The following is a 24083-nucleotide window of genomic DNA, read 5'->3' as shown; positions in this document are numbered from 1 at the left end:
AAGGCAGGTGGGACAGGTGATACAGTTTAATGTAAGCCTTCTCTTTACGATCATCAACCTGATTGTCTTTTATCTTTTGCTGAAAAAATTCTTATTCAAACCAGTAATGGGAATTATGGAAAAACGTGAAAAAATGATTGCTGACGGACTGAAAAATGCCAGTGATAGTCAGGAAGAAGCGGCGAGACTGAAAGCGGAATATGAAAAGGCTCTGGAAGGAGCAAAGGCAGAATCCATTCAGATCGTGGAAAAAGCTAAGAAAACTGCAGCCGGAGAATCAGAGCGTATCCTTCAGGAAGCCAATACGGAAGCCGTAGGAATCCTGAAAGATGCCAGAAAGACGATTGAAAATGAACGCAAACAGACCATGAATGATCTGCAAAGTGAGATCGCAGGACTGGCAATGCAGGCAGCACGTAAGATTGTGGATGACACAAAAGGAAATCAGGATATATATGATCAGTTTCTGAAAGGTGCAGGTGATGCTCATGTCAATGAAGAGGTTAAATAAAGAGTATTGCTGTAGCCCTTCGGCAAAACAGTATGCACATGTTTTATATGAGCTTGGAATTTCAAAAGAAGCGGTAGGAGAGACTGAAAGGCTTTTTGAAGAAGTACCGGTGCTTGAAGAAACATTTGCAAGTCCGGTGGTACCGATGCGGGAAAAATTAAGTTCGATCGACAAGATTTTCCCGGAAGAAATAAAAAACTTTCTCAAGGTTGTATGCCGTAATCAGAGAATGAGCGAGATCAGTCAGATTCTTTTTGCTTATGACAGATACTGTAAAATGCAGGAAGGAATCCAGATGGCAACGCTTACCTGTGTGGAAGCACCAGATGAAAAGCGGCTTGAGAAAATCAGAGAATTTCTTTGTGAGAAGTACCATAAGACAGATGTGAAGATTGAGATAGTCAAAGATCCGGCATTACTTGGCGGATTTATCTTAAAGACCGGTGATGATGAATATGACTGGAGTCTGAAAGGAAGATTATCGAGATTAGAGCAAAAATTGACCTGGAGGTGAACAAAGTGAGTTCAATTAGCTCAGATGAAATTATTTCTATTCTGAAAAATGAAATAGAGAACTTTGATCAGATCAGTAAAGACAGCGAGGTCGGTACGGTTGTCTCTGTCGGTGACGGAATTGCAAATATCTATGGAATAGAGCATGCAATGTACGGAGAAATCGTGACATTTGAAAATGGACTGAAAGGTATGGTTCAGGACATTCAGAAAGATACGATCGGCTGCATCCTGTTCGGATCAGATGTAGAGATCAAAGAAGGTACGAAAGTGATGCGTACCAAAAAGAAAGCCGGAGTACCGGTTGGCGATAAATTTATCGGACGTGTCGTAAATGCACTTGGAGCTCCGATTGACGGAGCGGGAGAAATCGAAGCAGAAGATTACAGACCGATTGAAAATGAAGCACCAGGAATTGTAGACCGTAAATCCGTCAGCGTTCCAATGGAAACAGGAATCCTTTCTATCGATTCTATGTTCCCGATCGGACGTGGACAGAGAGAGTTGATCATTGGAGACCGTCAGACAGGAAAGACTTCCATTGCTACAGACACGATTTTGAATCAGAAGGGTAAGGATGTCATCTGTATCTATGTAGCAATCGGTCAGAAAGCATCAACGATCGCAAAGGTTGTCAATACTTTTAAAAACGGCGGCGCAATGGATTACACCATCGTAGTAGCATCAACAGCAAGTGACTGTGCACCGCTTCAGTATATTGCACCATATGCAGGAACCGCGATCGCAGAACATTTCATGCATAAAGGAAAAGATGTCCTGATCGTTTACGATGATCTTTCAAAGCACGCAGTTGCATACCGTGCGCTGTCCCTGCTTCTTGGACGTTCACCGGGACGTGAAGCTTATCCTGGAGATGTTTTCTATCTGCATTCAAGACTGCTTGAGAGATCAAGCCGTTTAAGTGATGAAATGGGAGGCGGTTCGATCACAGCACTTCCAATCATCGAGACACAGGCAGGAGATGTATCTGCATACATTCCGACCAACGTCATTTCCATTACAGATGGACAGATCTTCCTGGAAAGTGATCTGTTCTTCTCAGGAATGAGACCGGCGGTTAACGTAGGTCTTTCCGTATCCCGTGTTGGTGGTGCAGCACAGACAAAGGCAATGAAGAAGGCAGCCGGAAGTATCCGTATCGATCTTGCACAGTATCGTGAGATGGAAGTATTCACACAGTTCAGTTCCGATCTGGATGCAGCAACAAAGGAACAGCTGGAATATGGATCTGGTCTGATGGAACTTCTGAAACAGCCACTCGGACATCCAATGTCCATGCATGAGATGGTCATCACCCTCTGCGCAGCACGAAATAAAGTGCTTCTGGGAATTCCGGTAAAAGAGGTTAAGAAATTCCAGATGGATATGCTGAATTATTTTGCAACAGTTCATCCGGAAATCAGTGAAGAGATTGAGCAGACAAAGGCTCTGTCCGATGAACTGGCTGCAAAGATTGTGGAAACAGCGAAGGAATTCAAAGACAGCAGGTGTTAATATGGCAAATATCAGAGAAATACAGACTCGAATCAACAGCGTCAAAGATACGATGAAGATCACGAACGCCATGTATATGATCTCGTCTACCAAGATGAGACAGGCGAAGAAAAAGCTGACAGATTCAGAGCCGTACTTTTACGGACTTCAGGGAGAGATTTCCAGAATCCTGAGGCATATTCCTGAGATCGAGCACCGGTATTTTGATGTGCGGGAAGAGATTCCAAAAGAGAAAAGAAAGATAGGTTCCATTGTCATTACTGCGGATAAAGGACTTGCAGGAGCTTACAACCACAACATTGTCAAGGTGGAGGATGAGATCCTGGAGGAACCGGGAGAGCATAAGCTGTTCGTAGTCGGTGAGCTTGGCAGACACTATTATGCGAATAAGGGTGTGGAAATTGACACCAATTTCCTCTATACTGTGCAGAAACCGACCATGCACAGGGCAAGAGATATCGCGGAAGTGATTCTTTCCCAGTATGGGAAAGGTGAACTGGACGAGGTCTACATCGTTTACACCAGAATGGAAAATTCGATGCTGACAACGGTTGAAAAAATGAAGATCCTGCCGCTTGAGAGATCTTCATTTAATGAAATGAAAATGCCGCTTAACATCCATAGAGAGGCGATCGCGCTTTATCCATCAGCAGAGGCGGTTCTGGACAGCATCGTACCAAACTACGTGGTTGGTATGATCTATGGATGTCTGGTAGAGGCATATGCAAGCGAACACAATGCGCGAATGACAGCAATGCAATCAGCAACAGACAGCGCGCAGGAAATCATCAAAGATCTTTCTATTATATATAACAGGGCAAGGCAGGCTGCGATCACACAGGAAATTACTGAGGTTTGTGCAGGCGCCAAAGCCCAGAAACGGAAAAGGAAGTGAAAACAGGTATGAATAAAGGACGTATTGTACAGGTCATGGGACCAGTTGTTGACGTTGTATTTGAAGACGGAAATCTGCCGCGCATCAAAGATGCCTTGCAGGTGGAGAACAACGGAAAAACCTGTATTATGGAAGTTGCGCAGCATCTGGGAAATGATGAGGTTCGTTGTCTGATGCTGGCAGCAAGTGAAGGACTTTGCAAGGACATGGAAGTAACCGCTACCGGTTCTGGAATTAAAGTACCGGTTGGAGAGCAGACCCTTGGACGTCTGTTCAACGTACTTGGAGAAACCATCGACAATGGCGAAGAAATCAAAGAAGATACCGAACACTGGGTGATCCACAGAGATCCGCCGTCATTTGAAGACCAGAGCCCGGTTGTAGAAATCCTGGAAACTGGGATCAAGGTTATCGACCTGCTTGCACCTTATGCAAAAGGTGGTAAGATCGGTCTGTTCGGCGGTGCCGGTGTAGGTAAGACTGTACTGATCCAGGAACTGATCCGTAACGTAGCCACAGAGCACGGCGGATATTCCATCTTTACCGGTGTTGGAGAACGTTCCCGTGAAGGTAACGACCTCTGGACAGAAATGAAAGCATCCGGAGTTCTGGATAAGACAGCCTTAGTGTTTGGTCAGATGAACGAACCACCTGGAGCACGTATGCGTGTCGCTGAGACAGGACTTACGATGGCTGAATATTTCCGTGATAAAGAACATCAGAATGTGCTTCTTTTCATTGATAATATTTTCCGTTTTACACAGGCAGGTTCCGAAGTATCCGCACTTCTTGGACGTATGCCATCAGCCGTAGGTTATCAGCCGACACTGGCAACTGAAATGGGTGAACTGCAGGAGAGGATCGCATCTACAAAGAATGGTTCTGTCACATCCGTACAGGCTGTCTATGTCCCTGCCGATGACCTTACAGACCCGGCTCCGGCAACTACATTTGCTCATCTGGATGCAACAACCGTACTCTCCCGTAAGGTTGTAGAACAGGGTATTTACCCGGCAGTTGATCCACTGGAATCTAACTCCCGTATTCTTGAGGCGGATATTGTCGGAGAAGAACATTATGAAGTTGCAAACCGTGTAACAGAGGTTCTGCAGAAATACAAAGAGCTGCAGGATATCATCGCAATTCTTGGTATGGAAGAGCTTTCCGATGAAGACAAGGCAACGGTTATGAGAGCAAGAAAGATTCAGAAATTCCTCTCCCAGCCATTCTTCGTTGCAGAGACATTTACCGGAGTTCCGGGAAAATATGTACCTCTGAAAGAGACGATCCGAGGATTTAAGATGATCCTCGACGGAGAAATGGATGAGTATCCGGAGAATGCATTCTTCAATGTAGGAACGATTGATGAAGTCATCGAGAAGGCAAAGGCTGAAAAAGCAGAATAGAGGTGCCAGGTATGGATACATTTGGACTTAAAATCATTTCCAGTGACCGGGTATTCTATGAAGGACGTTGCAGAAAGATGATCGTGCCGGTACCGGACGGCGGTGGAATGGAAATTCTTCCGCACCATGAAAATATGGTGATCGCTGTGGTGATCGGTGAGGCAATGCTTCAGTTTGAAGAAGGCGAATGGGTGAACCTTGCGGTCGGAGCCGGATTCCTTGAGATCGTCAACAACCGTGTGACGATGCTGGTGCAGACGGCAGAGAAACCGGAGGATATCGATGCCAGACTTGCCCAGGAGCAGATGGAGTATGCAGAAGAAAAGCTTCGCCAGAAACAGAGTATACAGGAATATTACCGGACACAGGCTTCGCTTTCAAGGGCGATGAACCGGTTGAAGGTGTCGAAGCGAAAAAAATGGTAAATAGGAAACAAATTTATGTGGAAGCGCGTAATCTACTACAGATTGCGCGCTTTTTCAATACGGAATTTTTGACAAAATTTATTGGGAAAAATGGTACAATCTTTTACAAAATAAAAGTTCCGATACAGGGTAGTTTGTGGTAGAATATATAACAGTGTGCGTGTACTGAGAAAAAGGATTTTGAGGTGTTCAAATAGAGTGTATTTCATCATAGAAGGAGCAAAAACGTGGAAAAAGAGGAGCTTACGCAATTATTTAATTTCTTTCGGGAGATTGATAAGGAAAAATTTATTGGAAGGCAGACATATCTGACGGATGGGGTGCGTAAGGAGAATGACGCGGAGCATGCGTGGCATATGGCGATCATGACGGTTCTGCTTGCGGGATATGCCAATGAGAAGATCGATGTTCTTAAGACAGTGACGATGCTTTTGATCCATGATATTGTAGAAATTGATGCTGGGGATACCTATGCCTATGATGAAGATGCGAAGAAGACGCAGAGGGAACGGGAAGTGAAGGCTGCGGACCGGATTTTCGGACTTCTTCCGGAAAAGCAGGGAAAGAAATTTCGGGCGCTCTGGGAGGAATTTGAGGCACAGGAGACTGCTGAGTCGAAGTTTGCCCGGACGATGGACAATATCCAGCCGATCATGTTAAATGCGGCTACAGACGGCAAAGCGTGGGAGGAACACGATGTTCATATTGAACAGATCCTGAACCGTAACCGGAATACGGCAAAAGGCTCAGAAGCGATCTGGGAGTATGCGAAAGAAGAATTCTTAAGACCGAATCTGGAAAATGGCAAGATAAAAAAATAACATAAAAAAAACAAAAATCCCCCTTTTCATTTTCGTGAATATGGGGTATCATATACTACAGAGCGCAAAATATAGTGGAGAAACTTAAAAGTGACACTATATTTTGTGGAACGATGGAACAAAGTTAGGAGAAAGTTGGGATGGATTTGGAAGTAAAGACGAGAGTAATCAAAAGAAACGGTGAGGAAGTAGACTTCCGGCTGGAGAAGATTGTGAATGCGATCAAAAAAGCGAATGAAGAGGTTGAGAACATCCACAGGATGAATGACTTTCAGATCATTGCAATTGCGGAGAAGATTGCACAGCAGGCAGAGGAATTTACGCATGCAGTGAATGTGGAGGACATCCAGGATATGGTTGAGACCGGCATTATGGAGATGCGTGGTTATGAGGTTGCCCAGAAGTATGTCCGCTATCGCTATAAGAGAGAATTAACCAGAAAGTCGAATACAACGGATAACGGAATTCTTGCATTGATCGATCATATGAACGAGGAAGTAAAGCAGGAGAACTCCAATAAGAATCCTGTGATCAATTCTACACAGAGAGATTACATGGCAGGAGAGGTCAGCAAGGACCTTACCAAGAGAGTCCTTCTTCCGGAGGAAATCGTCCGTGCACACGAAGAAGGAATCATTCATTTTCATGATATGGACTATTTTGCGCAGAAAGAGCACAACTGTGATCTGATCAACCTGGAGGATATGCTCCAGAACGGAACTGTCATCAGCGAGACGATGATCGAGAAACCACATAGTTTCTTTACCGCGTGTAATGTGACCACACAGATCGTTGCACAGGTTGCAAGTAACCAGTATGGCGGACAGTCATTTACGCTGTCACATCTTGCACCATTCGTAGATGTAAGCCGTCAGAAGCTCCGCAAGAGTGTCATTGAAGAAAGAATAGAATCCGGAGAGGTTCTGGATGATGCGATCATCGACAAGATCACAGAGAGAAGACTTCGTACCGAAGTACAGAGCGGAATCCAGACGATCCAGTATCAGCTGATCACACTGATGACCTGTAACGGACAAGCACCTTTCGTAACGGTGTTTATGTATCTGGATGAGGTCCCGGAAGGAAGAACCAGGGATGACCTTGCGATGATCATCGAAGAAGTGATGAAGCAGCGTATGCAGGGTGTTAAGAATGAAAAGGGTGTATGGATCACACCGGCGTTCCCGAAGCTGATCTATGTACTGGATGAAGATAATATTACCGAGGATTCCAAATACTGGTATCTGACTGAGCTGGCTGCAAAATGTACGGCAAAGCGTATGGTGCCGGATTATATTTCTGCAAAGATCATGAAAGAACTGAAAAACGGAGATGTTTATCCGTGCATGGGGTGCCGCTCATTCCTTACCGTAGAAGATTCCCAGAGAAATGCAGACGGAAGTCATAAGTTCTATGGACGTTTCAATCAGGGGGTTGTAACGATCAACCTGGTTGACGTGGCATGTTCAGCAGAGGGCAATATGGAACGTTTTTGGGAAATCCTGGATGAGAGACTGGAGCTTTGTCACAGAGCACTCCGATGCAGACATGAACGCCTTCTCGGAACCGTTTCAGATGTTGCACCGATCCTGTGGCAGAACGGGGCACTTGCCCGTCTGAAAAAGGGTGAGACGATTGACAAGCTGTTATTTAACGGATATTCCACCATTTCTCTTGGCTATGCAGGACTTTATGAGATGTGTATGCGGATGCTTGGCAAATCCCATACAGATCCGGAGGCGAAGCCATTTGCACTGGCAGTTATGCAGCGCCTGAATGATAAATGTAAAGAATGGAAAGAAGCAGAAAATATCAGCTATTCCGTATACGGCACACCGATGGAATCTACCACATACAAGTTCGCAAAATGTCTGCAGAAGCGTTTCGGAATCATTCCGGGCGTTACAGATAAGAACTATATTACGAACAGCTATCATGTACATGTTACCGAAAAAATTGATGCGTTCAGCAAACTGAAATTTGAATCGGAATTTCAGAAGCTTTCACCGGGTGGGGCGATCAGCTATATCGAAGTACCGAATATGCAGACCAATATTCCGGCGGTACTTTCCGTATTACAGTACATTTATGAGAATATCATGTATGCAGAGCTGAATACCAAGAGTGATTTCTGTGAAGTCTGCGGCTATGACGGAGAGATTAAGATCATCGAGGACGAGACCGGAAAGCTGGTATGGGAATGCCCGAACTGTGGCAACCGGGATCAGGATAAGCTCTTTGTAGCGAGAAGAACCTGCGGATATATCGGAACCCAGTTCTGGAATCAGGGAAGGACCCAGGAGATTAAGGACAGGGTACTGCATCTGTAAGGATGGAAATGTTTTTGAAAAAATAGTGAGAAGATATAATAAAGGACACGGTTTTCGCTTGGCGAAGCCGTGTCCTTTATTATAAATTATTTAAAATTAATTGGATAAACGTCTTTTATCAAACCATCCTGGTCATAAGAAAAATAGATTTTTTCGACCATTTCTTCTTTATTGATCTTAAAAGTCACAAGAACTGTTTCAGAATCATCTGTTTTGGAATCAAGTGAAATATCTTTTACCGTTATTTTTGTATTATTATAAGCTGCTTCGGACAGATAGGTCTGACCATAGGTTGAAACAAAATATTCTAATCGTCCCGTTTCAAAGTATTTTCCTACAAGTTTGTTCCAGTTTTCGAGAATTTTCTCAGAATTAACGGAAGCATTTTCAGAATCTGCCGTGCTATTCTCACCGATTACAGTAGAAGAATCCAAAGAATACAAGTCATCATTTGGTGCAGTGAACATCGCATTGAGTACTGCTTCTGCTTCCGGACTTACGGCTGATTCAGATGCTTTTTTGGATGAGCAGCCAGTAAGAAGAATGAACAAAAATAACAGAATGAAACAGGTTTTGTGGGTTGCTTTCTTAGTCATGAAAATCCCTCCTTTATTAAAAAATTAAATATGTTAATTTGATAATATAATTGTAATAATAAAAAGTCAAGATGAAAAAATAATAAAATTTTAATATGTAGTAGATATATTAAAAAAAGAAGTTTATAATATGGTAATAGGAGGTGATAATATGTTAAAAAAGAGATTAACAAATAAACAAATGGATGTAATGAATATTTTATGGGAAAATGATAAACCAATGGCTGCATCTGAAATCTTGAAAGCAAATGAAAAATTAAATATTAATACAATTCATGCATGTATTAGAAAATTATTAGAAGAAGAATATGTAAAAGTTGCATATATTGATTATAGTGGTAATGTTATGAGTCGATATTTTATGCCAACAGTTTCTAAAGGAAAATATTTTAGTGAGAGCTACAAAGATATTATTGGATCAAAAAAATTGATATTAACTTCTTTAATAGAAACGGAAACCAATATTGAGGAACTCGAACAGCTTGAAAATTTAATTAGGAAGAAGAAAGAAGAATTAAAGGAGTAGCCAGATATGTCATTGTCATTGGGACCTTTTATCACATGCTTCTTGTGTACAAATATTCTCTGCATAATATTACATTATCTGATATATAAGAAAAAAATATTTTTTGATAAAAGTTTACGTTTTATATTCTGGATAATAGGAATTATATTACTAAGGATGGTACTTCCATTTAATTTTCCATTTACATATACTTCTTATTCAGACAATATTTTACCCAAAATAGTAGATTTCATTTATTATAAATTACAACATGGGAAAATAATGATATTAGATATTGGTTTGATTATATGGGGGATAGGAAGTATATTTCAGATCATAATAATGATACGAAGTAATATAAGATTACGAAGATATGTTAAAAATCATGTGATTAGTATGGAAAATCCAATAGCAGAAGAAATAATAGATATAGTACAAAATGAGTTACTTTTTGAAAAAATAGAAGTAGCTGTATTGCCAGAGTTTGTATCACCTGCAATTATTGGTATTAAACAACCAATATTAATCATTTCGGAAAAATATTGTTTTTCAAGACAGGAATTAAAATTGGTATGTGAACATGAAATAAATCATTATATAAAAGGTGATTTAATATTAATGGCAATTATAAATATTGTTAGTTGTATACAATGGTGGAATCCTGTAATTCATTTTTTAAAGGAAGAACTAATTTTAGCGTTAGAACTATCTAATGATTTTCAAATTATAGAAAATCAATCTGATGCTGAAAAAATAGAGTATGCAGAATTAATTTTAAAAATAGCCAAAGAAAAAGAGTATTTTAAAACAATTGATAGAAGTTTTGTTACTTGTTTTGTCGGGAAAAATAAAACGAATTTAAAAACAAGAATAGATTATATCTTAAAAAAGAATGAGAAGAAAAAGAGTGTAGTGTATATAATTAACATATTGATGATAAGTGTAATGTTATTGTCTGTTTTTTGGGTTCCGGAAGCAACACATCCGATAGATCCAGATAATCAGGAAAATTCAATAGAAATGTCTCCGCAAAATACATATTTTCTAAAAAAGAGAGAAGGTTATCAGATATTTGTAAATAATAAATTGTGGGGAGAAGTGAAAGAGATTCCGGATGGACTGGAGAATATTCCTATACGAAAGAGTGTCAGACATTAAATATTATAGTATGGGTAAACTTTTTTTAAGACATTTATGATTTACTTTTTCAATCATAATGCGTACTCATCCTTTGTGTGAAAAAAGCTTTCACCTGATACTATCAGAATAGTACAGACAGAAAGTGATGTCAAAGAAATACGGTTGATTTTCGGGTGCGATTTGCTATAATTGATAAGAAGAGTAAGAATGGACAGCAGAGTAGTACTGCTATAATGAGAAAAAGGGAAGTATAAAGATATGAATTACGGAACAATCAAAAATTACGATATCGCAAATGGAACCGGCGTCAGGGTCAGCCTTTTCGTATCCGGCTGCCGGCATCATTGCAAAGGATGCTTCAATTCCGAGACCTGGGATTTCAATTACGGCAATCCATATACCAAAGAAGTAGAAGCAGAGATCCTCGAAGCACTTAAACCGGCATATATCCAGGGATTTTCCCTCCTCGGTGGAGAACCCTTTGAGCCGGAGAACCAGAAAGAGCTCGCAGGACTCCTGCAAAAGATCAAAGAAAGCTACCCGGAGAAAAATGTCTGGTGCTACACCGGATATCTCTATGATGTAGACCTCATCCCCGGCGGAAAAGTCTACACCGAATACACTGACAAGATGCTCGCCTGTATCGATACCCTCGTAGACGGCGAGTTCATCGAAGCCGAAAAAGATCTCACCCTGGAATTCCGCGGAAGCCGCAACCAGAGAATCCTTCACCTTGATGAAATCCGCCAAAATGCGAAAAACTAAAATAATTCATTGACAAAAAAAGACCACTGTGATATAAATAACAAGTGGTCTTTTTTAGATCATAAAATCAAATAGGGGATTGGTCAAATGGTATGACAGGAGTCTCCAAAACTCTTAGCGGCAGTTCGATTCTGTCATCCCCTGTAGAAACCTCTCGGAAGTAGTTCCGGGAGATTTTTTATACTCTATAATTCCCACCAGATTCAATTGTTTGCACAAAGAATCTGGTGGGAATTATTTTTGTCTGATGTTGACACAACCTATATTTTTGTAAATCAATATATTTCTTTAGAAATTAAAATAAAGTTCGTACACCTTAACCGGCCGCCCCTTCGCATTGGTCGTCTGCGTATAAGCGAGCTTCGCGACTCCTCCATTTTCCAGATTCTGAATAATCCGGTTCGCATTTCTCACCGTACTTCCCATACGTTCGGCAAGCTCGTGCGTTGTAATTTTATTTGATCCGGCAGCATGCGTACTGGCAAGGACTTTCTTGATCGTAACCGGTGAAAGATTACACTGCTTTGCAATCTTTCCAAGATTCTGCACATACTGATTCGGGATCACTCTTCGGTCGGATGAACCAAGGGGTCCGATCATATCCCCGTTTTCATTCTGGATAAAACTTTTTCCAAACTGAACAGCCTCTTTGCGGGCATTTACAGAATTACGGATCGCATTGTCAAAATTTGCCCCGATTCCGTATCCTACAGCACATTCAAAATGCAGTTTGTCGGTGAGAAATTCATTCAGTTCGCAGACCTTGTTATTGTGTGTAATATGCTGCAGCATTTCCACAGTGGTCAGGGCACTGCAGTGATTATCCACTTTCTGAGAGATACAATTCATCAGATTCTTTTTAAAGAAATCTTCCATACAGACATAGATCTGCTGGATATTTTCCGGTGTGTTATCTGTCGAACTACGGGGAGATACATTGATGATAACCGGAAGGTTGGAACGCATGTGCTCCAGCTCAATCGTGGACAGAAGTTCATTTGCAAGATCCCGGATATGGCTGACACTTGGCAGCGGATAGATTGTCGGGATCCCGTGCGCACGAAGCTCCGGCAGGATATTACTGTACTGACAGAGAACCATATCCATTTCATTGTTGTTCCACATACGGATCAGCTCTGAAAGGACATGATTTTCAATCGTACTGATACTGGTGCGGGTCAGTGCCTTGGTCCAGTTGTTAATATGTGGTGGAACTGTATCAATGTCCAGCTCCTTAAGGAAAGCGGTTGCAGTACAGCCGCCATCGATCGGAATCAGGAAATCCAGAATAATACGGTCCATATCCAGATTCCGGTTGGAAATCAGCAGATTCAAAAGAGCACGGTACAGACCGGCTATATCAATTTCAAAGGATACAATCGGACGGTTATAAGCGTGCGCAGTTGACTCAATGGCAGCTTTTGCGATCTTACCACTGATAAGAAATCCGTCAGTGTCCCCGGCGTAAGAATCGTAAACTTCTGATATTGTGTCAAATTTGTTGTAGGAAACCACCTGGATGTCGCAGTTTAGTTTTAGTTCTGAGACGATCTGCGAGATAGGTTCCTTTAAGTACTGGCTGGTAATAGCCACAATTTTTCTTCTCATTTTCTTTCACCTCTCAAAAAGTATCATATAAAATTATCTTCCATAAATCAACCATAATATTCTGAAAATTAAAAAAATAACGATTAAATAGGTAAAAACAACGAAAATCAAGAATATTCTGTAATATTATTGACTAAAATTTTAGAAGTTGGTATTATGTAATCGTGATAACTATTCTGTAAATGTTCCAAAAACTAATAAAAATGTTCTGTAAATATTCTAAAAGTAGAACAGTATTTTTAATGTAAATGGCAGGAACAAAGTTAAAGGAGGGCTTAGTATGAATTACTATGAAAGAGCATTGGAATTAAAGGATGAAACAATTGCAAACCGCAGACACATCCACAAAAATGCTGAAACTGGTCTGGATCTTCCAAAGACCAAAGCTTATGTTATGGAAAAGCTGACAGAATACGGACTTGAGCCGAAGGATTGTGGCTACGGGGTAACAGCTACACTCGGCAAAGGGGGAAAGGTTCTTCTTCTGAGAGCAGATATGGATGCACTTCCGATGCCGGAAGAAAGCGGAGAAGAATTTGCATGTCCTACAGGAAAAGAAGCACATACATGCGGACATGATTTCCACGCTGCAATGCTTCTTACAGCAGCAAAGATGCTGAAAGAAAAAGAAGATACACTGGAAGGAACTATCAAATTCATGTTCCAGCCGGCAGAAGAGACTTTTGAAGGAAGCAAGAATATGATCGAGAATGGTATTCTTGAGAATCCTCCGGTTGATGCAGCACTTGCATACCATGTATCACCGGGAAAAATGCCAATCGGACTTTTTATGTACAATGATAAGGATACGATGATGTATTCTGTAGATGGATTTAAGATCACCATCCATGGAAAAGGATCCCATGGTGCTTATCCACATGTAGGAGTTGACCCGATCAACATCGGAGTTCATATCCATCTTGCATTGCAGGAACTGATCGCAAGAGAAAGTGATCCGACACATTCTTGTGTACTTACAATCGGACAGTTTGCAGGCGGAACTGCAGCAAACATCATTCCTGAGACCGCTGTTCTCCAGGGAACAATCCGTACCAACAAGCCGGAAGCAAGAGAACTTCTGGTCCGCAGAATGAAAGAAGTCGCTGAAAAGACAGCAGCTGTATATAACGGAACCGTTGATATTGAGATGATCTCAGAAGTTCCTCCGCTGATCTGCAATCCGAAGCTTACCGACGAAGTGGTTGGATATATGCAGGAGCTTGGAATTCCGGGACTCACACCATATCCGGGAATTTCTGCAAGTGCTTCTGAAGATTTCGCAGTGATCGCTGAAAAGGTTCCAAGTACATTTATGTATCTGTCAGCAGGATATCTGGATGAAAGAGGACAGTATCCGGCACATCATCCGAAAGCACAGTTTAATGAGGATGTTTGCCCGATTGGAGCAGCTTGTCTTGCACATTGCGCTTCACAGTGGCTTAAAAATAACAAATAGAGAGTAAAGGTTTCTTTAGGAACAGGAGGAAAAGAATATGAGTAAAGAACAGCAGGCACAGCCACAGGTTGCGATTCCGCTTCCGAAGGCAAAGAAAAACTTGGTTCAGATCGGATGTATCTGCATGATGCTTTCCGTAGCAATGTATGGACTGGTATTTGCAACGTTAACAGCACCTATCCTTGAAAAAGTTGATGCGATGGGATATGTAGGACTCTTCTCTATCGTAGGTGCGATCGGTGTATCGATTATGACTCCGATCGGAGGAAAATTAGGTGACCTTATTGGGCGAAGAAACATTGTAGTGATTCCTGGAATTATCTGCGCACTTGCAGGTTTTGCATTTGCATTTGTCAGATCTCTGATTCCACTGATGATCCTCAGACTGATTGTCAGCCTTGCACAGGGCGCATTTACAGCAGCACCATACATTATCGCAGGTCTTATCAATGAAAGAAAAGATGTACCAAAGGCAATGGGTATGCTTGCAACCGCAATCGCTGTTGGTGGATTTGGAGGAAGTATCATCGCAGGTATTTTAACAGATATGGGATTATTGACTGTGGCAATCCTTATGCCGGCAATTCCACTTATTCTTGGTATAGTACTGATCGGAATGAACATGCCGAATCAGAAAAGAGAAGGAAAGGTTACGATTGATGTTCCGGGAATGATCGCACTCATCGTATCACTTTGCGGAATTCTGCTTGCACTGAACTTTGGATCTTCTATGGGATGGACAAATCCAATGATTCTTGCAGGTCTTGTAATTGGTATCATTGCTCTTATTGCACTTGTTAAGATTGAAAATAAAGCTGCAGAGCCGTTGATTCCAATGAAATTATTTAAAAATAAAAACTACACAGTACTCCTTATTGTAGGATTTATCTGCTATTTTTATCAGAATGCCATGAACTATTATGCACCGATCGGTGCCATGCAGGTTATGGGAGCATCCACGAGTGCAGCAGGTGCACTGCAGATGCCTCGTACACTGATTACAATCATTCTTCCTACTATCGCAGGTGCATGGGTAGGAAAGAAAGCTGCCAATGCATGGAAAGCAATGGTAATTGGTACAAGTCTTGCAATGATCCCGATGGCTGTGATGGCGTTGGTAACAAATTCAGGTGCTTCGATCATGATTTATTTTGTAGCACTTGCAGTTACAGGTATTGCTGAAAGCTTCCGTGCTGTATCCATTACGCCAACAGCACAGGCAATGCTGGCACCGGAAGATATGGGAATCGGAACTTCTCTGGTTAACTTCGCAAACTCACTTTCAGGAACAATTGCAGTTGCAGTATTTGCAGTCGCATATAATGCAAGTACATCAGCTGATCCGACCAATGTAGCACTGATCCAGAATGGTGTAAAATCTGTATTCTGGACAGCAGCAGTCGTTACTCTGATTGGACTTCTTCTGGTAATCTTCATTGTAAAACCGGAGATGAGCAAGAAAGCAGCAGAAAGCAAATAGAATATTGAAATCCATGTGAACATGTGAATAAGAAGCCGGGGCGGATGTGAAAAAACATCTGTCCCGGTTGTTATCTGGAGAAGTCTTTTATAGATCTGCCGGATACAGGGATGAGAATGGAAATGACATATGTTTCAGGTAAATGCAGATTGCATTTCAGAAAATCAAGAGTATAATAAGAAATAGTGAAAAGAAGAAAGGCAGACATATATCTGTCTTTTTATAATTATAGAGACAATTTTAAAGATATAAGAAATAATATGATTTACCGGAGGAAAAGAATGCTTGGAAACTATCTGGATGAAGTACGAAAAAAAGCACCACTGATACACAATATCACCAATTATGTGACGATCAATGATGTGGCAAATATGGTTCTTGCCTGCGGTGCAAGTCCGATTATGTCGGATGAGCCGACTGATATTGAAGAAATCACATCCATCTGTCAGGGACTGAATATCAATATGGGAATGCTGAATCCGCGTAAGATTGAAAGCATGCAAAAAGCAGGAAAGAAATCCAATGAACTGTATCATAAAGTACTGTTAGATCCGGTTGGAGCAGGATCGAGTTCGTTCCGAACAGAGGCGGCACTGAATCTGATACGTGATATTCAGTTTGATGTGATCCGGGGAAATATTTCTGAGATCAAGACCTTAGTAGCAGGACATGGTACAACGAGTGGTGTGGATGCAGACGAGGCAGATACACTGACGGAGCAGAATCTGGAGAAAATGATTTCGTTTATAAAGGATTTTTCCAGAAGGACAGGTTCCGTGATTGCTGTGACTGGAGGAATAGACCTTGTAAGTGATGCAAAGAGGTGCTTTGTGATCCGGAACGGTCGTCCGGAGATGGGACGGATCACCGGAACCGGGTGTCAGCTTTCCGGGATGATGACGGCATTCCTTGCGGCGAATCCGGAGAATAATCTGGAAGCAGCGGCAGCAGCGGTCTGTGCCATGGGGCTTGCCGGTGAGACTGGCTGGAAATATATGCAGCCGGGAGATGGAAACGCAACCTACCGTAATCGGATCATCGATGCGATTTATAATATGGAAGGAAAAGAATTGGAAGAAGGTGCAAAATATGAGATTAGATAAGAAAGATATGGTTCTGTATGCGGTAACAGACCGCCACTGGCTGAATGGAGAAAGTCTGTACAGCCAGGTGGAAAAAGCGCTGAAAGGTGGGGCTACATTTATCCAGCTCAGGGAAAAAAATCTGGGTGAGGAAGAGTTCCTGGCAGAAGCAAAAGAGATTGCCAGGCTCTGTAAATCCTACCATGTACCATTTGTGATCAATGACAATGTAGAGATTGCAAAGAAGGTAGATGCCGATGGTGTGCATGTGGGGCAGAGCGATATGGAAGCTCTTGATGTGCGGAAAACACTGGGTGAGGACAAGATCATCGGTGTTACGGCAAAGACGGTCGAGCAGGCGCTAAAGGCACAGGCACATGGAGCCGATTATCTGGGAGTCGGTGCAGTCTTTGGCACGACATCAAAGGCAGATGCAACAAAGCTGGATCATAAGGTTTTAAAGGAAATCTGCGAGACGGTGGACATTCCGGTTGTGGCAATTGGGGGAATCACGGAAGAGAATGTGACAGAGCTTGCCGGAAACGGAATCTGTGGAGTTGCCGTGATCAGTGCAGTTTTCGGACAGCCGGATATTGAGCAGGCTACAAAAGAATTAAAAGAGAAAGTAGAGGGGATGTTGAAATGATTTTGTTTACTAGCGATTACACAGAAGGGGCACATCCGAGAATTATCGAGAAGCTTGCCGAGACCAATATGGAGCAGACAGTAGGATATGGGGAAGATCCTTACTGTGAAGAAGCGAGAGAAGCAATTAAGAAGGTGTGTGAAGCACCGGAGGCAGATGTTCATTTTCTGGTGGGAGGAACCCAGACGAATTTTACAGTAATTTCTTCTATTTTACGCCCGTTCCAGGGAGTGATCTGTGCAGATAGCGGACATATCAATGTCCATGAGACCGGGGCTGTAGAAGCGACCGGACACAAAGTTCTGGCACTTCCTTCAAAGGAAGGAAAAATTACAGGACAGCAGATCAAGGAATATTACGACCTGCACTGGAGTGATGAGTCTCGTGAACATATTGTACAGCCAAAGATGGTTTATATTTCACATCCGACAGAGGTAGGAACATTGTATACAAAGAATGAACTTGAAAATATTTCTACTGTATGTAAGGAATGTGGACTTTATCTTTTCCTGGATGGGGCAAGAATGGGTTATGGACTGATGGCACCGGGAACCGATGTGACACTTCCGGATATTGCAAAGTGTTGTGATGTATTCTATATTGGAGGAACAAAGGTCGGTGCATTGTTCGGAGAAGCTGTGGTAATCACAAATCCATGTCTAAAGCAAGATTTTCGTTACTGCATTAAACAAAAAGGTGGAATGCTTGCAAAAGGAAGACTGCTTGGCGTTCAGTTCCTGGAGCTTTTTAAAGATGGTCTTTATTTTGAAATCTCCAAACATGCGATTGATATGGCAATGCTTTTGAAAGACGGACTGAAAGAAAAAGGATATGAATTCTTCATGGACAGCGATACCAACCAGCAGTTCATTATTGTGGAAGATGCCAAATTGCAGGAAATCCGTCAAAAATATGGCGTAACTTATCAGGAAAGGTACGATGAGACCCATAGTGTGATCCGATTATGCACTTCCTGGGCGACAAAAGAGGAAAATGTGAAGGCATTCCTGCAAGATATGTAATTTGTGAAAAATTGAATAAAGCTTTACAGGTAAGGCAGATATGGTAAATGATAAGGACTTTTTTGCACAGAAAATGGCAGAAGAGTCCTTTTTTGCTTTTCGTAGTGTTTTAATATGAGAAAATAATAGTTAGGCATTTAATTATTTGTTTGTGAAAAATATTATAAAAATATAAATTATTGAGAATAAATGTTGACTTATGTGTGTGATACGCATAAAATAACGATTAGACTTCTAATGAATAGATATCTAATCAAATTGCGGGAGGTGAAAGGGTGAAGTCGGATAAATTTGAGTGTGGGGATTTTACCAGGGAGAATATGCCGGTACAACTTCTTCTTGCACAGGTCGGACATATGTATAAATGGTATGTGACGAAACAGATGAAGGATACAGAGCTGAAAGCCGGACAGGCAGGAATTCTTGCAATATTGCAGATGGTAGGACCGATGTCACAGAGAGAGCTTGCAGATCATATTCATATTACGCCGCCATCGGTGAATGTAGCAGTTCAGAAACTGGAAAAGCTCGGATATATTAGAAAAGAGCAGGACGAAAAAGACCAGCGGATGACAAGGATCCATCTGACAGAACGAGGAGAGAAGATTCTTGGCAACATGCATGAGATTCTCCGAAGCACGGAAGATACACTCCTGAAGAATATGAGCACAGAAGAGAAAATACTGTGCAGAAGACTGCTTTTACAGATGAGTGACAATCTTTTCCAGGAAAAAGAATTCCGTGATATGCCATGTAAAAATCCATTTAAGGAATAAAAATAGTTACTAAGAAAGGAAATAATTGCTATATGAGAAAGTTATTCAAACATTTGAAGCCTTATGCAGCAACTATAGCAGCGATTGTTGTTATCCTGATCGTTCAGGCGTACTGTGATCTGTCATTGCCTTCTTATACTTCAGACATTGTCAATGTCGGAATCCAGCAGGGAGGAATTGATGAGAAGATTCCGGATGCAATCGCAGAGGAAGAGATGAATAAGCTGTTGCTTTTTGTGGCAGAAGAAGACCAGCAGACAGTGCTGGATGCATATGAGAAAAAGGAATCCGATTCGGATTATAAGTATGATGGAGCAATTTATGTTCTGAAGGATTCCGTGAAAAAAGATGAAGAAAAGTCAGGAAAGGTATTTGACATCCTTGGAAAGCCGATGCTTCTGACTTATGGATTTGAATCTGGAAGCGATACAACAAAGAAGATGGAAGAATCTATGAAAGAAAACATGATTTCTTCTATAAAGGAACAGGCTGAGAAACAGGCAGAGAGTATGCAGTCCCAGATGACAGATGAGCAGAAAGCAGCACTTGCGGCAAATCCGGAGCTTGCCAAGAAACAGCAGGATGAAATGCAGAAAAACATTGATGAACAGGTGAAAAAGATCGAAAATGCAGATATCTTTGAGATCCTGAACATGATACCGGATGAACAGAGAGCAGACGTTATTGATAAAATATCAGAAAAAATGGACGATATGCCGGATACTATGCTGGAACAGTCAGCAACTTCATATATTAAAGAAACCTACAGTGTTCTGGGCGTGAATACAGATAAGATCCAGAACAGATATATTTTAACAACTGGCGGTAAGATGCTTGCACTTGCATTTCTTGGAATGCTCGCAAGTGTTACCGTAGGACTTCTTGCTTCCAGAGTGGCAGCAAGTACGGGACGTGATCTGAGAGGAAAGGTATTTAAAAAAGTTGTTGGATTTTCCAATGCAGAATTTGACAAGTTTTCAACTGCATCACTGATCACAAGAAGTACCAATGATATCCAGCAGATCCAGATGCTTGCAGTTATGCTTCTGAGAATGGTGATGTATGCACCAATCATGGCAATTGGAGGTATTTTCAAGGTTCTCCATACGAATGTCAGCATGTCATGGATCATCGTACTTGGGGTAATCCTGATCGTGATGGTTGTTGCTGTATTATTTATTGTGGCAATACCAAAATTTAAGATTCTGCAGAACCTGGTTGACAGACTGAACCTTGTTACCCGTGAGATCCTTACCGGACTTCCGGTTATCCGTGCATTCAGTACAGAAAAGCATGAAGAAGAACGATTTGATAAAGCGAACAGAGATCTGACAAGAACCAATTTATTTGTAAACCGTGCCATGACATTTATGATGCCGATGATGATGCTGATCATGAACGGAATTACCATACTGATCGTATGGAGCGGCGCACATGGTGTCAGTGACGGGCAGATGCAGGTTGGTGATATGATGGCATTTATCCAGTATACAATGCAGATCATCATGTCCTTCCTTATGATCTGTATGATTTCTATTATGCTTCCAAGAGCAGCTGTTGCAGCAGACCGTGTGGATGAGATCCTGACAAGCAGGACAGCGATCGAAGATCCGAAAACACCGGAAAAACTGGAAGAATCCAGAAAAGGCGAAGTAAAATTTGACCACGTATCCTTCCGTTATCCGGGAGCAGAAGAAGACGTACTTCATGATATCAGCTTTACAGCAAAACCGGGACAGACAACGGCGATCATCGGAAGTACCGGTAGTGGTAAATCTACGATGATCAACCTGATCCCAAGATTTTATGATGTAACAGAAGGTACGATCACATTGGATGGAAAAGATATTCGTACCATTTCCCAGCATGATCTGCGGGATGAACTTGGATACGTTCCACAGAAAGGTGTACTTTTCTCAGGAACAATCGAGTCCAATATTCTGTATGGCAATCCGGATGGATCCGAAGCCGAGATGAAGGAAGCCGCAGAAATCGCACAGGCAACCGAATTTATCGAAGAAAAACATAAAAAATACGAAAGTCCGATCGCACAGGGCGGTTCCAACGTATCCGGCGGTCAGAAGCAGCGTCTTTCTATCGCACGTGCGATTGCAAAGAAACCAAAAGTTTATATTTTTGATGACAGTTTTTCAGCACTGGATTATAAGACAGACGTAACCCTTCGTGCTGCATTGAAAGAAAAGACACAGGACAGCACAGTGATCATTGTAGCACAGCGAATCAGCACCATTTTACATGCGGAGCAGATCATTGTGCTGGATGATGGAAAGATTGCGGGAATCGGAACACACAAAGAGCTTCTGAAATCCTGTGATGCATATTATCAGATTGCGTCATCGCAGCTTTCTGAAGCAGAGCTTGCGAGAGACTTAAATAACGAAAATGACGGAAAGGAGGAAGCATAGTATGAGTAATCAGCCAAGAAGAAGAGGACCTATGGGCGGTGGACATGGAAGAATGGGAACCGGCGAGAAGGCAAAAGACTTCAAAGGTACCATGAAGAAACTTTTTACTTACCTTAGTGAATATAAAATCGGTATTTTCTTTGTTATGATATTTGCAATCGGAAGTACGGTTTTCAATATTATTGGACCAAAGGTTCTCGGAAAAGCGACGACCGAAATTTTCAAAGGTCTGGTCGGAAAAGTATCCGGCGGCAGCGGAATTGATTTTACAAAGATTGGTAAAATCCTGTTAACTTTATTGTGTCTGTACGTGATCAGCGCATGTTTCTCCTTTATCCAGGGATATATCATGACAGGCGTATCACAGAAGCTGACCTATCGCATGCGAAAAGAAATTTCTGAAAAAATCAATCGTATGCCGATGAATTATTTTGATACGACTACACACGGTGAGGTACTTTCCAGAGTAACCAATGACGTAGATACTCTGAGCCAGAGCCTGAACCAGAGTGCAACCCAGATGATCACATCCGTGACAACGATCATCGGTGTACTGATCATGATGATCAGTATCAGTCCGCTGATGACTGTGATCGCACTTCTGATCCTGCCGGTATCTATGGTACTGATTTCTGTAATCGTAAAACACTCACAGAAATACTTCAAAAGCCAGCAGGAATATCTGGGACATATCAATGGTCAGGTAGAAGAAGTATATGGCGGACATAATATTGTCAAAGCATTCAATAAAGAAGAAGACGTGATCCGCGAATTTGATGAGACTAATGATATCCTGTTCCGTTCTGCATGGAAATCACAGTTCCTTTCCGGAATGATGATGCCGATCATGCAGTTTGTCGGAAACCTTGGATATGTAGGAGTTTCTATCTTAGGTGGTTACCTTGCAATCAAACAGACCATCGAAGTTGGAGATATCCAGTCCTTCATCCAGTATGTAAGATCCTTTACACAGCCGATCCAGCAGGTTGCACAGGTAGCAAACATGCTCCAGTCGACAGCCGCTGCATCAGAGAGAGTATTTGAATTCTTGGACGAAAAAGAAGAAGATCAGTTTGCTGAAAATCCAGTATCTGTAGAAGGATTACAGGGAAATGTAGAATTTGAACACGTACACTTCGGATACAATCCGGAGCATATCATCATCAATGATTTCTCTGCAAAAGTAAAAGAAGGACAGAAGATCGCCATCGTAGGACCAACCGGAGCAGGAAAGACAACCATGATCAAACTGCTGATGCGTTTCTATGATGTCAACAGCGGGGCAATCAAGATCGATGGACACAACATCAAAGACTTCAACCGGAGCGAACTCAGACAGATGTTCGGAATGGTACTTCAGGATACCTGGCTGTTCAGCGGAAGCATCGAAGATAATATCAAATATGGAAAACTCGATGCCACCCACGAAGAAGTCGTAGCAGCAGCCAAAGCTGCCCACGTACATCGTTTCGTCCAGACTCTTCCAAGCGGATACAACATGATTCTCAACGAAGAAGCCAGCAACGTATCCCAGGGTCAGAAACAGCTCCTCACGATCGCCAGAGCCATCCTGGCTGATCCAAAGATTCTGATCCTAGACGAAGCCACCAGCTCCGTAGACACCAGAACCGAAGTCCAGATCCAGAAAGCCATGGATAACCTCATGAAAGGCAGAACCAGCTTCGTAATCGCCCACAGACTCTCCACCATACGAGACGCAGATCTCATCCTGGTAATGAAAGACGGCGATATCATCGAACAAGGAAACCACGAAGAACTCCTGGCAAAAAATGGATTCTACGCAGAGCTGTATAACTCGCAATTTGAAAACGCTACAAGCTGTGCATAAAGATGGAAAGATGCCAAAAATCATGCTCGCATGATTTTTGGCATCTTTTTATTTTTATATAGAGCGCCAGCTCTCATTCGGATGATGCGACAGCATTAGCCGAATGCAGCACAGCGTATGTGTCGGGACAAAAGAGTAGAGTGCATCATTCCACAAACTAATCAATCTCCAGCGGAACAGGAGCTTCAGCTCCGCTTCCCGCGCCTGTCTTGCGTTCCCTAAATTTAATTCAATTATTTTCCAACATCTCTAGCAACGTAAACTGGACCCCATGTCAAGGACACAGTAAATTTTTTAGGTCAATTGGTTAAACAAC

Annotated in this window: 21 protein-coding genes and 1 tRNA gene; 20 read left to right on the top strand and 2 right to left on the bottom strand. The window is 42.0% G+C overall.

Translation table 11 applies throughout. The features are described 5' to 3' along the window. Nucleotides 1-16: 16 nt before the first annotated feature. From atpF to nrdD, 8 genes are all read left to right on the top strand, one after another. Nucleotides 17-511, top strand: a complete 495-nt coding sequence (atpF, locus tag PGY05_RS14000; RefSeq protein ID WP_117557023.1) for a F0F1 ATP synthase subunit B — start codon at nucleotides 17-19, stop codon at nucleotides 509-511. Next, a complete protein-coding gene (gene atpH / locus PGY05_RS13995) occupies nucleotides 495-1025 on the top strand; it encodes an ATP synthase F1 subunit delta (RefSeq protein ID WP_319637934.1) in 531 nt (176 codons plus the stop codon). Before atpF ends, atpH begins: the two co-directional genes overlap by 17 nt. A 5-nt stretch (nucleotides 1026-1030) precedes the next feature. Further along, a complete protein-coding gene (gene atpA / locus PGY05_RS13990) occupies nucleotides 1031-2539 on the top strand; it encodes a F0F1 ATP synthase subunit alpha (RefSeq protein ID WP_022220892.1) in 1509 nt (502 codons plus the stop codon). A gap of 1 nt (nucleotide 2540) precedes the next feature. Then, nucleotides 2541-3434, top strand: coding sequence for an ATP synthase F1 subunit gamma (atpG, locus tag PGY05_RS13985; RefSeq protein ID WP_173698972.1), 894 nt, complete (start codon nucleotides 2541-2543; stop codon nucleotides 3432-3434). Nucleotides 3435-3442: 8 nt separating this feature from the next. Then, the gene (gene atpD, locus PGY05_RS13980) at nucleotides 3443-4840 is read left to right on the top strand and encodes a F0F1 ATP synthase subunit beta (RefSeq protein WP_117556895.1); all 1398 of its coding nucleotides are present in this window, start codon (nucleotides 3443-3445) and stop codon (nucleotides 4838-4840) included. Nucleotides 4841-4851: 11 nt separating this feature from the next. Further along, nucleotides 4852-5265: an ATP synthase F1 subunit epsilon gene (gene atpC / locus PGY05_RS13975; RefSeq protein WP_117556897.1), complete on the top strand. Its 414-nt coding sequence runs from the start codon at nucleotides 4852-4854 to the stop codon at nucleotides 5263-5265. 227 nt (nucleotides 5266-5492) lie between these two features. Continuing rightward, nucleotides 5493-6086 (top strand): HD domain-containing protein, encoded by a 594-nt coding sequence (locus tag PGY05_RS13970; RefSeq protein ID WP_270476162.1) that lies wholly within the window; start codon nucleotides 5493-5495, stop codon nucleotides 6084-6086. 140 nt (nucleotides 6087-6226) lie between these two features. Further along, nucleotides 6227-8416, top strand: a complete 2190-nt coding sequence (gene nrdD / locus PGY05_RS13965) for an anaerobic ribonucleoside-triphosphate reductase (RefSeq protein ID WP_270476160.1) — start codon at nucleotides 6227-6229, stop codon at nucleotides 8414-8416. Nucleotides 8417-8502: 86 nt separating this feature from the next. Here the strand turns inward: nrdD and PGY05_RS13960 are convergent, their stop codons facing one another. Then, on the bottom strand, nucleotides 8503-9012 hold the full coding sequence (locus PGY05_RS13960) for a hypothetical protein (protein ID WP_270476159.1): 510 nt from the start codon (nucleotides 9010-9012) through the stop codon (nucleotides 8503-8505). 151 nt (nucleotides 9013-9163) lie between these two features. Between PGY05_RS13960 and PGY05_RS13955 the strand changes: the two genes are divergently transcribed. From PGY05_RS13955 to PGY05_RS13940, 4 genes are all read left to right on the top strand, one after another. Beyond that, complete coding sequence (locus tag PGY05_RS13955) at nucleotides 9164-9538, top strand: BlaI/MecI/CopY family transcriptional regulator (protein ID WP_270476157.1); 375 nt, start codon at nucleotides 9164-9166, stop codon at nucleotides 9536-9538. Nucleotides 9539-9544: 6 nt separating this feature from the next. Continuing rightward, on the top strand, nucleotides 9545-10675 hold the full coding sequence (locus tag PGY05_RS13950) for a M56 family metallopeptidase (protein ID WP_330673024.1): 1131 nt from the start codon (nucleotides 9545-9547) through the stop codon (nucleotides 10673-10675). Between the two features lie 240 nt (nucleotides 10676-10915). After that, a complete protein-coding gene (gene nrdG, locus PGY05_RS13945; protein ID WP_022220109.1) occupies nucleotides 10916-11422 on the top strand; it encodes an anaerobic ribonucleoside-triphosphate reductase activating protein in 507 nt (168 codons plus the stop codon). Nucleotides 11423-11495: 73 nt separating this feature from the next. After that, nucleotides 11496-11566, top strand: a tRNA-Trp gene (locus PGY05_RS13940). A 144-nt stretch (nucleotides 11567-11710) separates the two neighbouring features. Here PGY05_RS13940 and PGY05_RS13935 read toward each other — a convergent pair. Further along, entirely contained in the window at nucleotides 11711-13030 is a 1320-nt protein-coding gene (locus PGY05_RS13935) for a hypothetical protein (protein ID WP_270476156.1), read from the bottom strand. Nucleotides 13031-13310: 280 nt separating this feature from the next. Here PGY05_RS13935 and PGY05_RS13930 point away from each other — a divergent pair, with 280 nt between their 5' ends. The 8 genes from PGY05_RS13930 to PGY05_RS13895 all read left to right on the top strand — a co-directional run bounded on the left by PGY05_RS13930 (nucleotide 13311) and on the right by PGY05_RS13895 (nucleotide 23767). Then, complete coding sequence (locus PGY05_RS13930) at nucleotides 13311-14486, top strand: M20 family metallopeptidase (RefSeq protein ID WP_008374392.1); 1176 nt, start codon at nucleotides 13311-13313, stop codon at nucleotides 14484-14486. 37 nt (nucleotides 14487-14523) lie between these two features. After that, nucleotides 14524-15966 carry an MFS transporter gene (locus PGY05_RS13925; RefSeq protein WP_175306022.1) on the top strand — a complete coding sequence of 481 codons (1443 nt, stop codon included), beginning with the start codon at nucleotides 14524-14526 and terminating at the stop codon, nucleotides 15964-15966. Nucleotides 15967-16247: 281 nt separating this feature from the next. Then, the gene (gene thiM / locus PGY05_RS13920) at nucleotides 16248-17069 is read left to right on the top strand and encodes a hydroxyethylthiazole kinase (RefSeq protein WP_270476155.1); all 822 of its coding nucleotides are present in this window, start codon (nucleotides 16248-16250) and stop codon (nucleotides 17067-17069) included. After that, nucleotides 17056-17694 carry a thiamine phosphate synthase gene (thiE, locus tag PGY05_RS13915; RefSeq protein WP_117556911.1) on the top strand — a complete coding sequence of 213 codons (639 nt, stop codon included), beginning with the start codon at nucleotides 17056-17058 and terminating at the stop codon, nucleotides 17692-17694. Before thiM ends, thiE begins: the two co-directional genes overlap by 14 nt. Continuing rightward, on the top strand, nucleotides 17691-18716 hold the full coding sequence (locus tag PGY05_RS13910; RefSeq protein WP_270476153.1) for a threonine aldolase family protein: 1026 nt from the start codon (nucleotides 17691-17693) through the stop codon (nucleotides 18714-18716). Before thiE ends, PGY05_RS13910 begins: the two co-directional genes overlap by 4 nt. 275 nt (nucleotides 18717-18991) lie before the next feature. Next, on the top strand, nucleotides 18992-19492 hold the full coding sequence (locus PGY05_RS13905; protein ID WP_022220104.1) for a MarR family winged helix-turn-helix transcriptional regulator: 501 nt from the start codon (nucleotides 18992-18994) through the stop codon (nucleotides 19490-19492). 32 nt (nucleotides 19493-19524) lie between these two features. Then, nucleotides 19525-21918: an ABC transporter ATP-binding protein gene (locus tag PGY05_RS13900; protein ID WP_055246765.1), complete on the top strand. Its 2394-nt coding sequence runs from the start codon at nucleotides 19525-19527 to the stop codon at nucleotides 21916-21918. Nucleotide 21919: 1 nt separating this feature from the next. Beyond that, entirely contained in the window at nucleotides 21920-23767 is a 1848-nt protein-coding gene (locus PGY05_RS13895; protein WP_055246763.1) for an ABC transporter ATP-binding protein, read from the top strand. Nucleotides 23768-24083: the final 316 nt, after the last annotated feature.

This window comes from Coprococcus sp. AF51-11b1, from assembly GCF_027682785.1.
Taxonomy (GTDB): Bacteria; Bacillota; Clostridia; order Lachnospirales; family Lachnospiraceae; genus Allocoprococcus; species Allocoprococcus comes.
The sequence above is the reverse complement of the archived record's forward strand: the minus strand, read 5'-3'. Positions and strand labels throughout refer to the sequence as shown.

Excerpts from the sequence above, each read along its gene's own strand:
- atpH (WP_319637934.1), top strand. The coding sequence starts at position 495 with ATGAAGAGGTTAAATAAAGAGTATTGCTGTAGCCCTTCGGCAAAACAG.
- atpG (WP_173698972.1), top strand. The coding sequence starts at position 2,541 with ATGGCAAATATCAGAGAAATACAGACTCGAATCAACAGCGTCAAAGAT.
- atpD (WP_117556895.1), top strand. The coding sequence starts at position 3,443 with ATGAATAAAGGACGTATTGTACAGGTCATGGGACCAGTTGTTGACGTT.
- atpC (WP_117556897.1), top strand. The coding sequence starts at position 4,852 with ATGGATACATTTGGACTTAAAATCATTTCCAGTGACCGGGTATTCTAT.
- nrdD (WP_270476160.1), top strand. The coding sequence starts at position 6,227 with ATGGATTTGGAAGTAAAGACGAGAGTAATCAAAAGAAACGGTGAGGAA.
- PGY05_RS13960 (WP_270476159.1), bottom strand. The coding sequence starts at position 9,012 with ATGACTAAGAAAGCAACCCACAAAACCTGTTTCATTCTGTTATTTTTG.
- PGY05_RS13955 (WP_270476157.1), top strand. The coding sequence starts at position 9,164 with ATGTTAAAAAAGAGATTAACAAATAAACAAATGGATGTAATGAATATT.
- PGY05_RS13950 (WP_330673024.1), top strand. The coding sequence starts at position 9,545 with ATGTCATTGTCATTGGGACCTTTTATCACATGCTTCTTGTGTACAAAT.
- nrdG (WP_022220109.1), top strand. The coding sequence starts at position 10,916 with ATGAATTACGGAACAATCAAAAATTACGATATCGCAAATGGAACCGGC.
- PGY05_RS13935 (WP_270476156.1), bottom strand. The coding sequence starts at position 13,030 with ATGAGAAGAAAAATTGTGGCTATTACCAGCCAGTACTTAAAGGAACCT.
- PGY05_RS13930 (WP_008374392.1), top strand. The coding sequence starts at position 13,311 with ATGAATTACTATGAAAGAGCATTGGAATTAAAGGATGAAACAATTGCA.
- PGY05_RS13925 (WP_175306022.1), top strand. The coding sequence starts at position 14,524 with ATGAGTAAAGAACAGCAGGCACAGCCACAGGTTGCGATTCCGCTTCCG.
- thiM (WP_270476155.1), top strand. The coding sequence starts at position 16,248 with ATGCTTGGAAACTATCTGGATGAAGTACGAAAAAAAGCACCACTGATA.
- thiE (WP_117556911.1), top strand. The coding sequence starts at position 17,056 with ATGAGATTAGATAAGAAAGATATGGTTCTGTATGCGGTAACAGACCGC.
- PGY05_RS13910 (WP_270476153.1), top strand. The coding sequence starts at position 17,691 with ATGATTTTGTTTACTAGCGATTACACAGAAGGGGCACATCCGAGAATT.
- PGY05_RS13900 (WP_055246765.1), top strand. The coding sequence starts at position 19,525 with ATGAGAAAGTTATTCAAACATTTGAAGCCTTATGCAGCAACTATAGCA.
- PGY05_RS13895 (WP_055246763.1), top strand. The coding sequence starts at position 21,920 with ATGAGTAATCAGCCAAGAAGAAGAGGACCTATGGGCGGTGGACATGGA.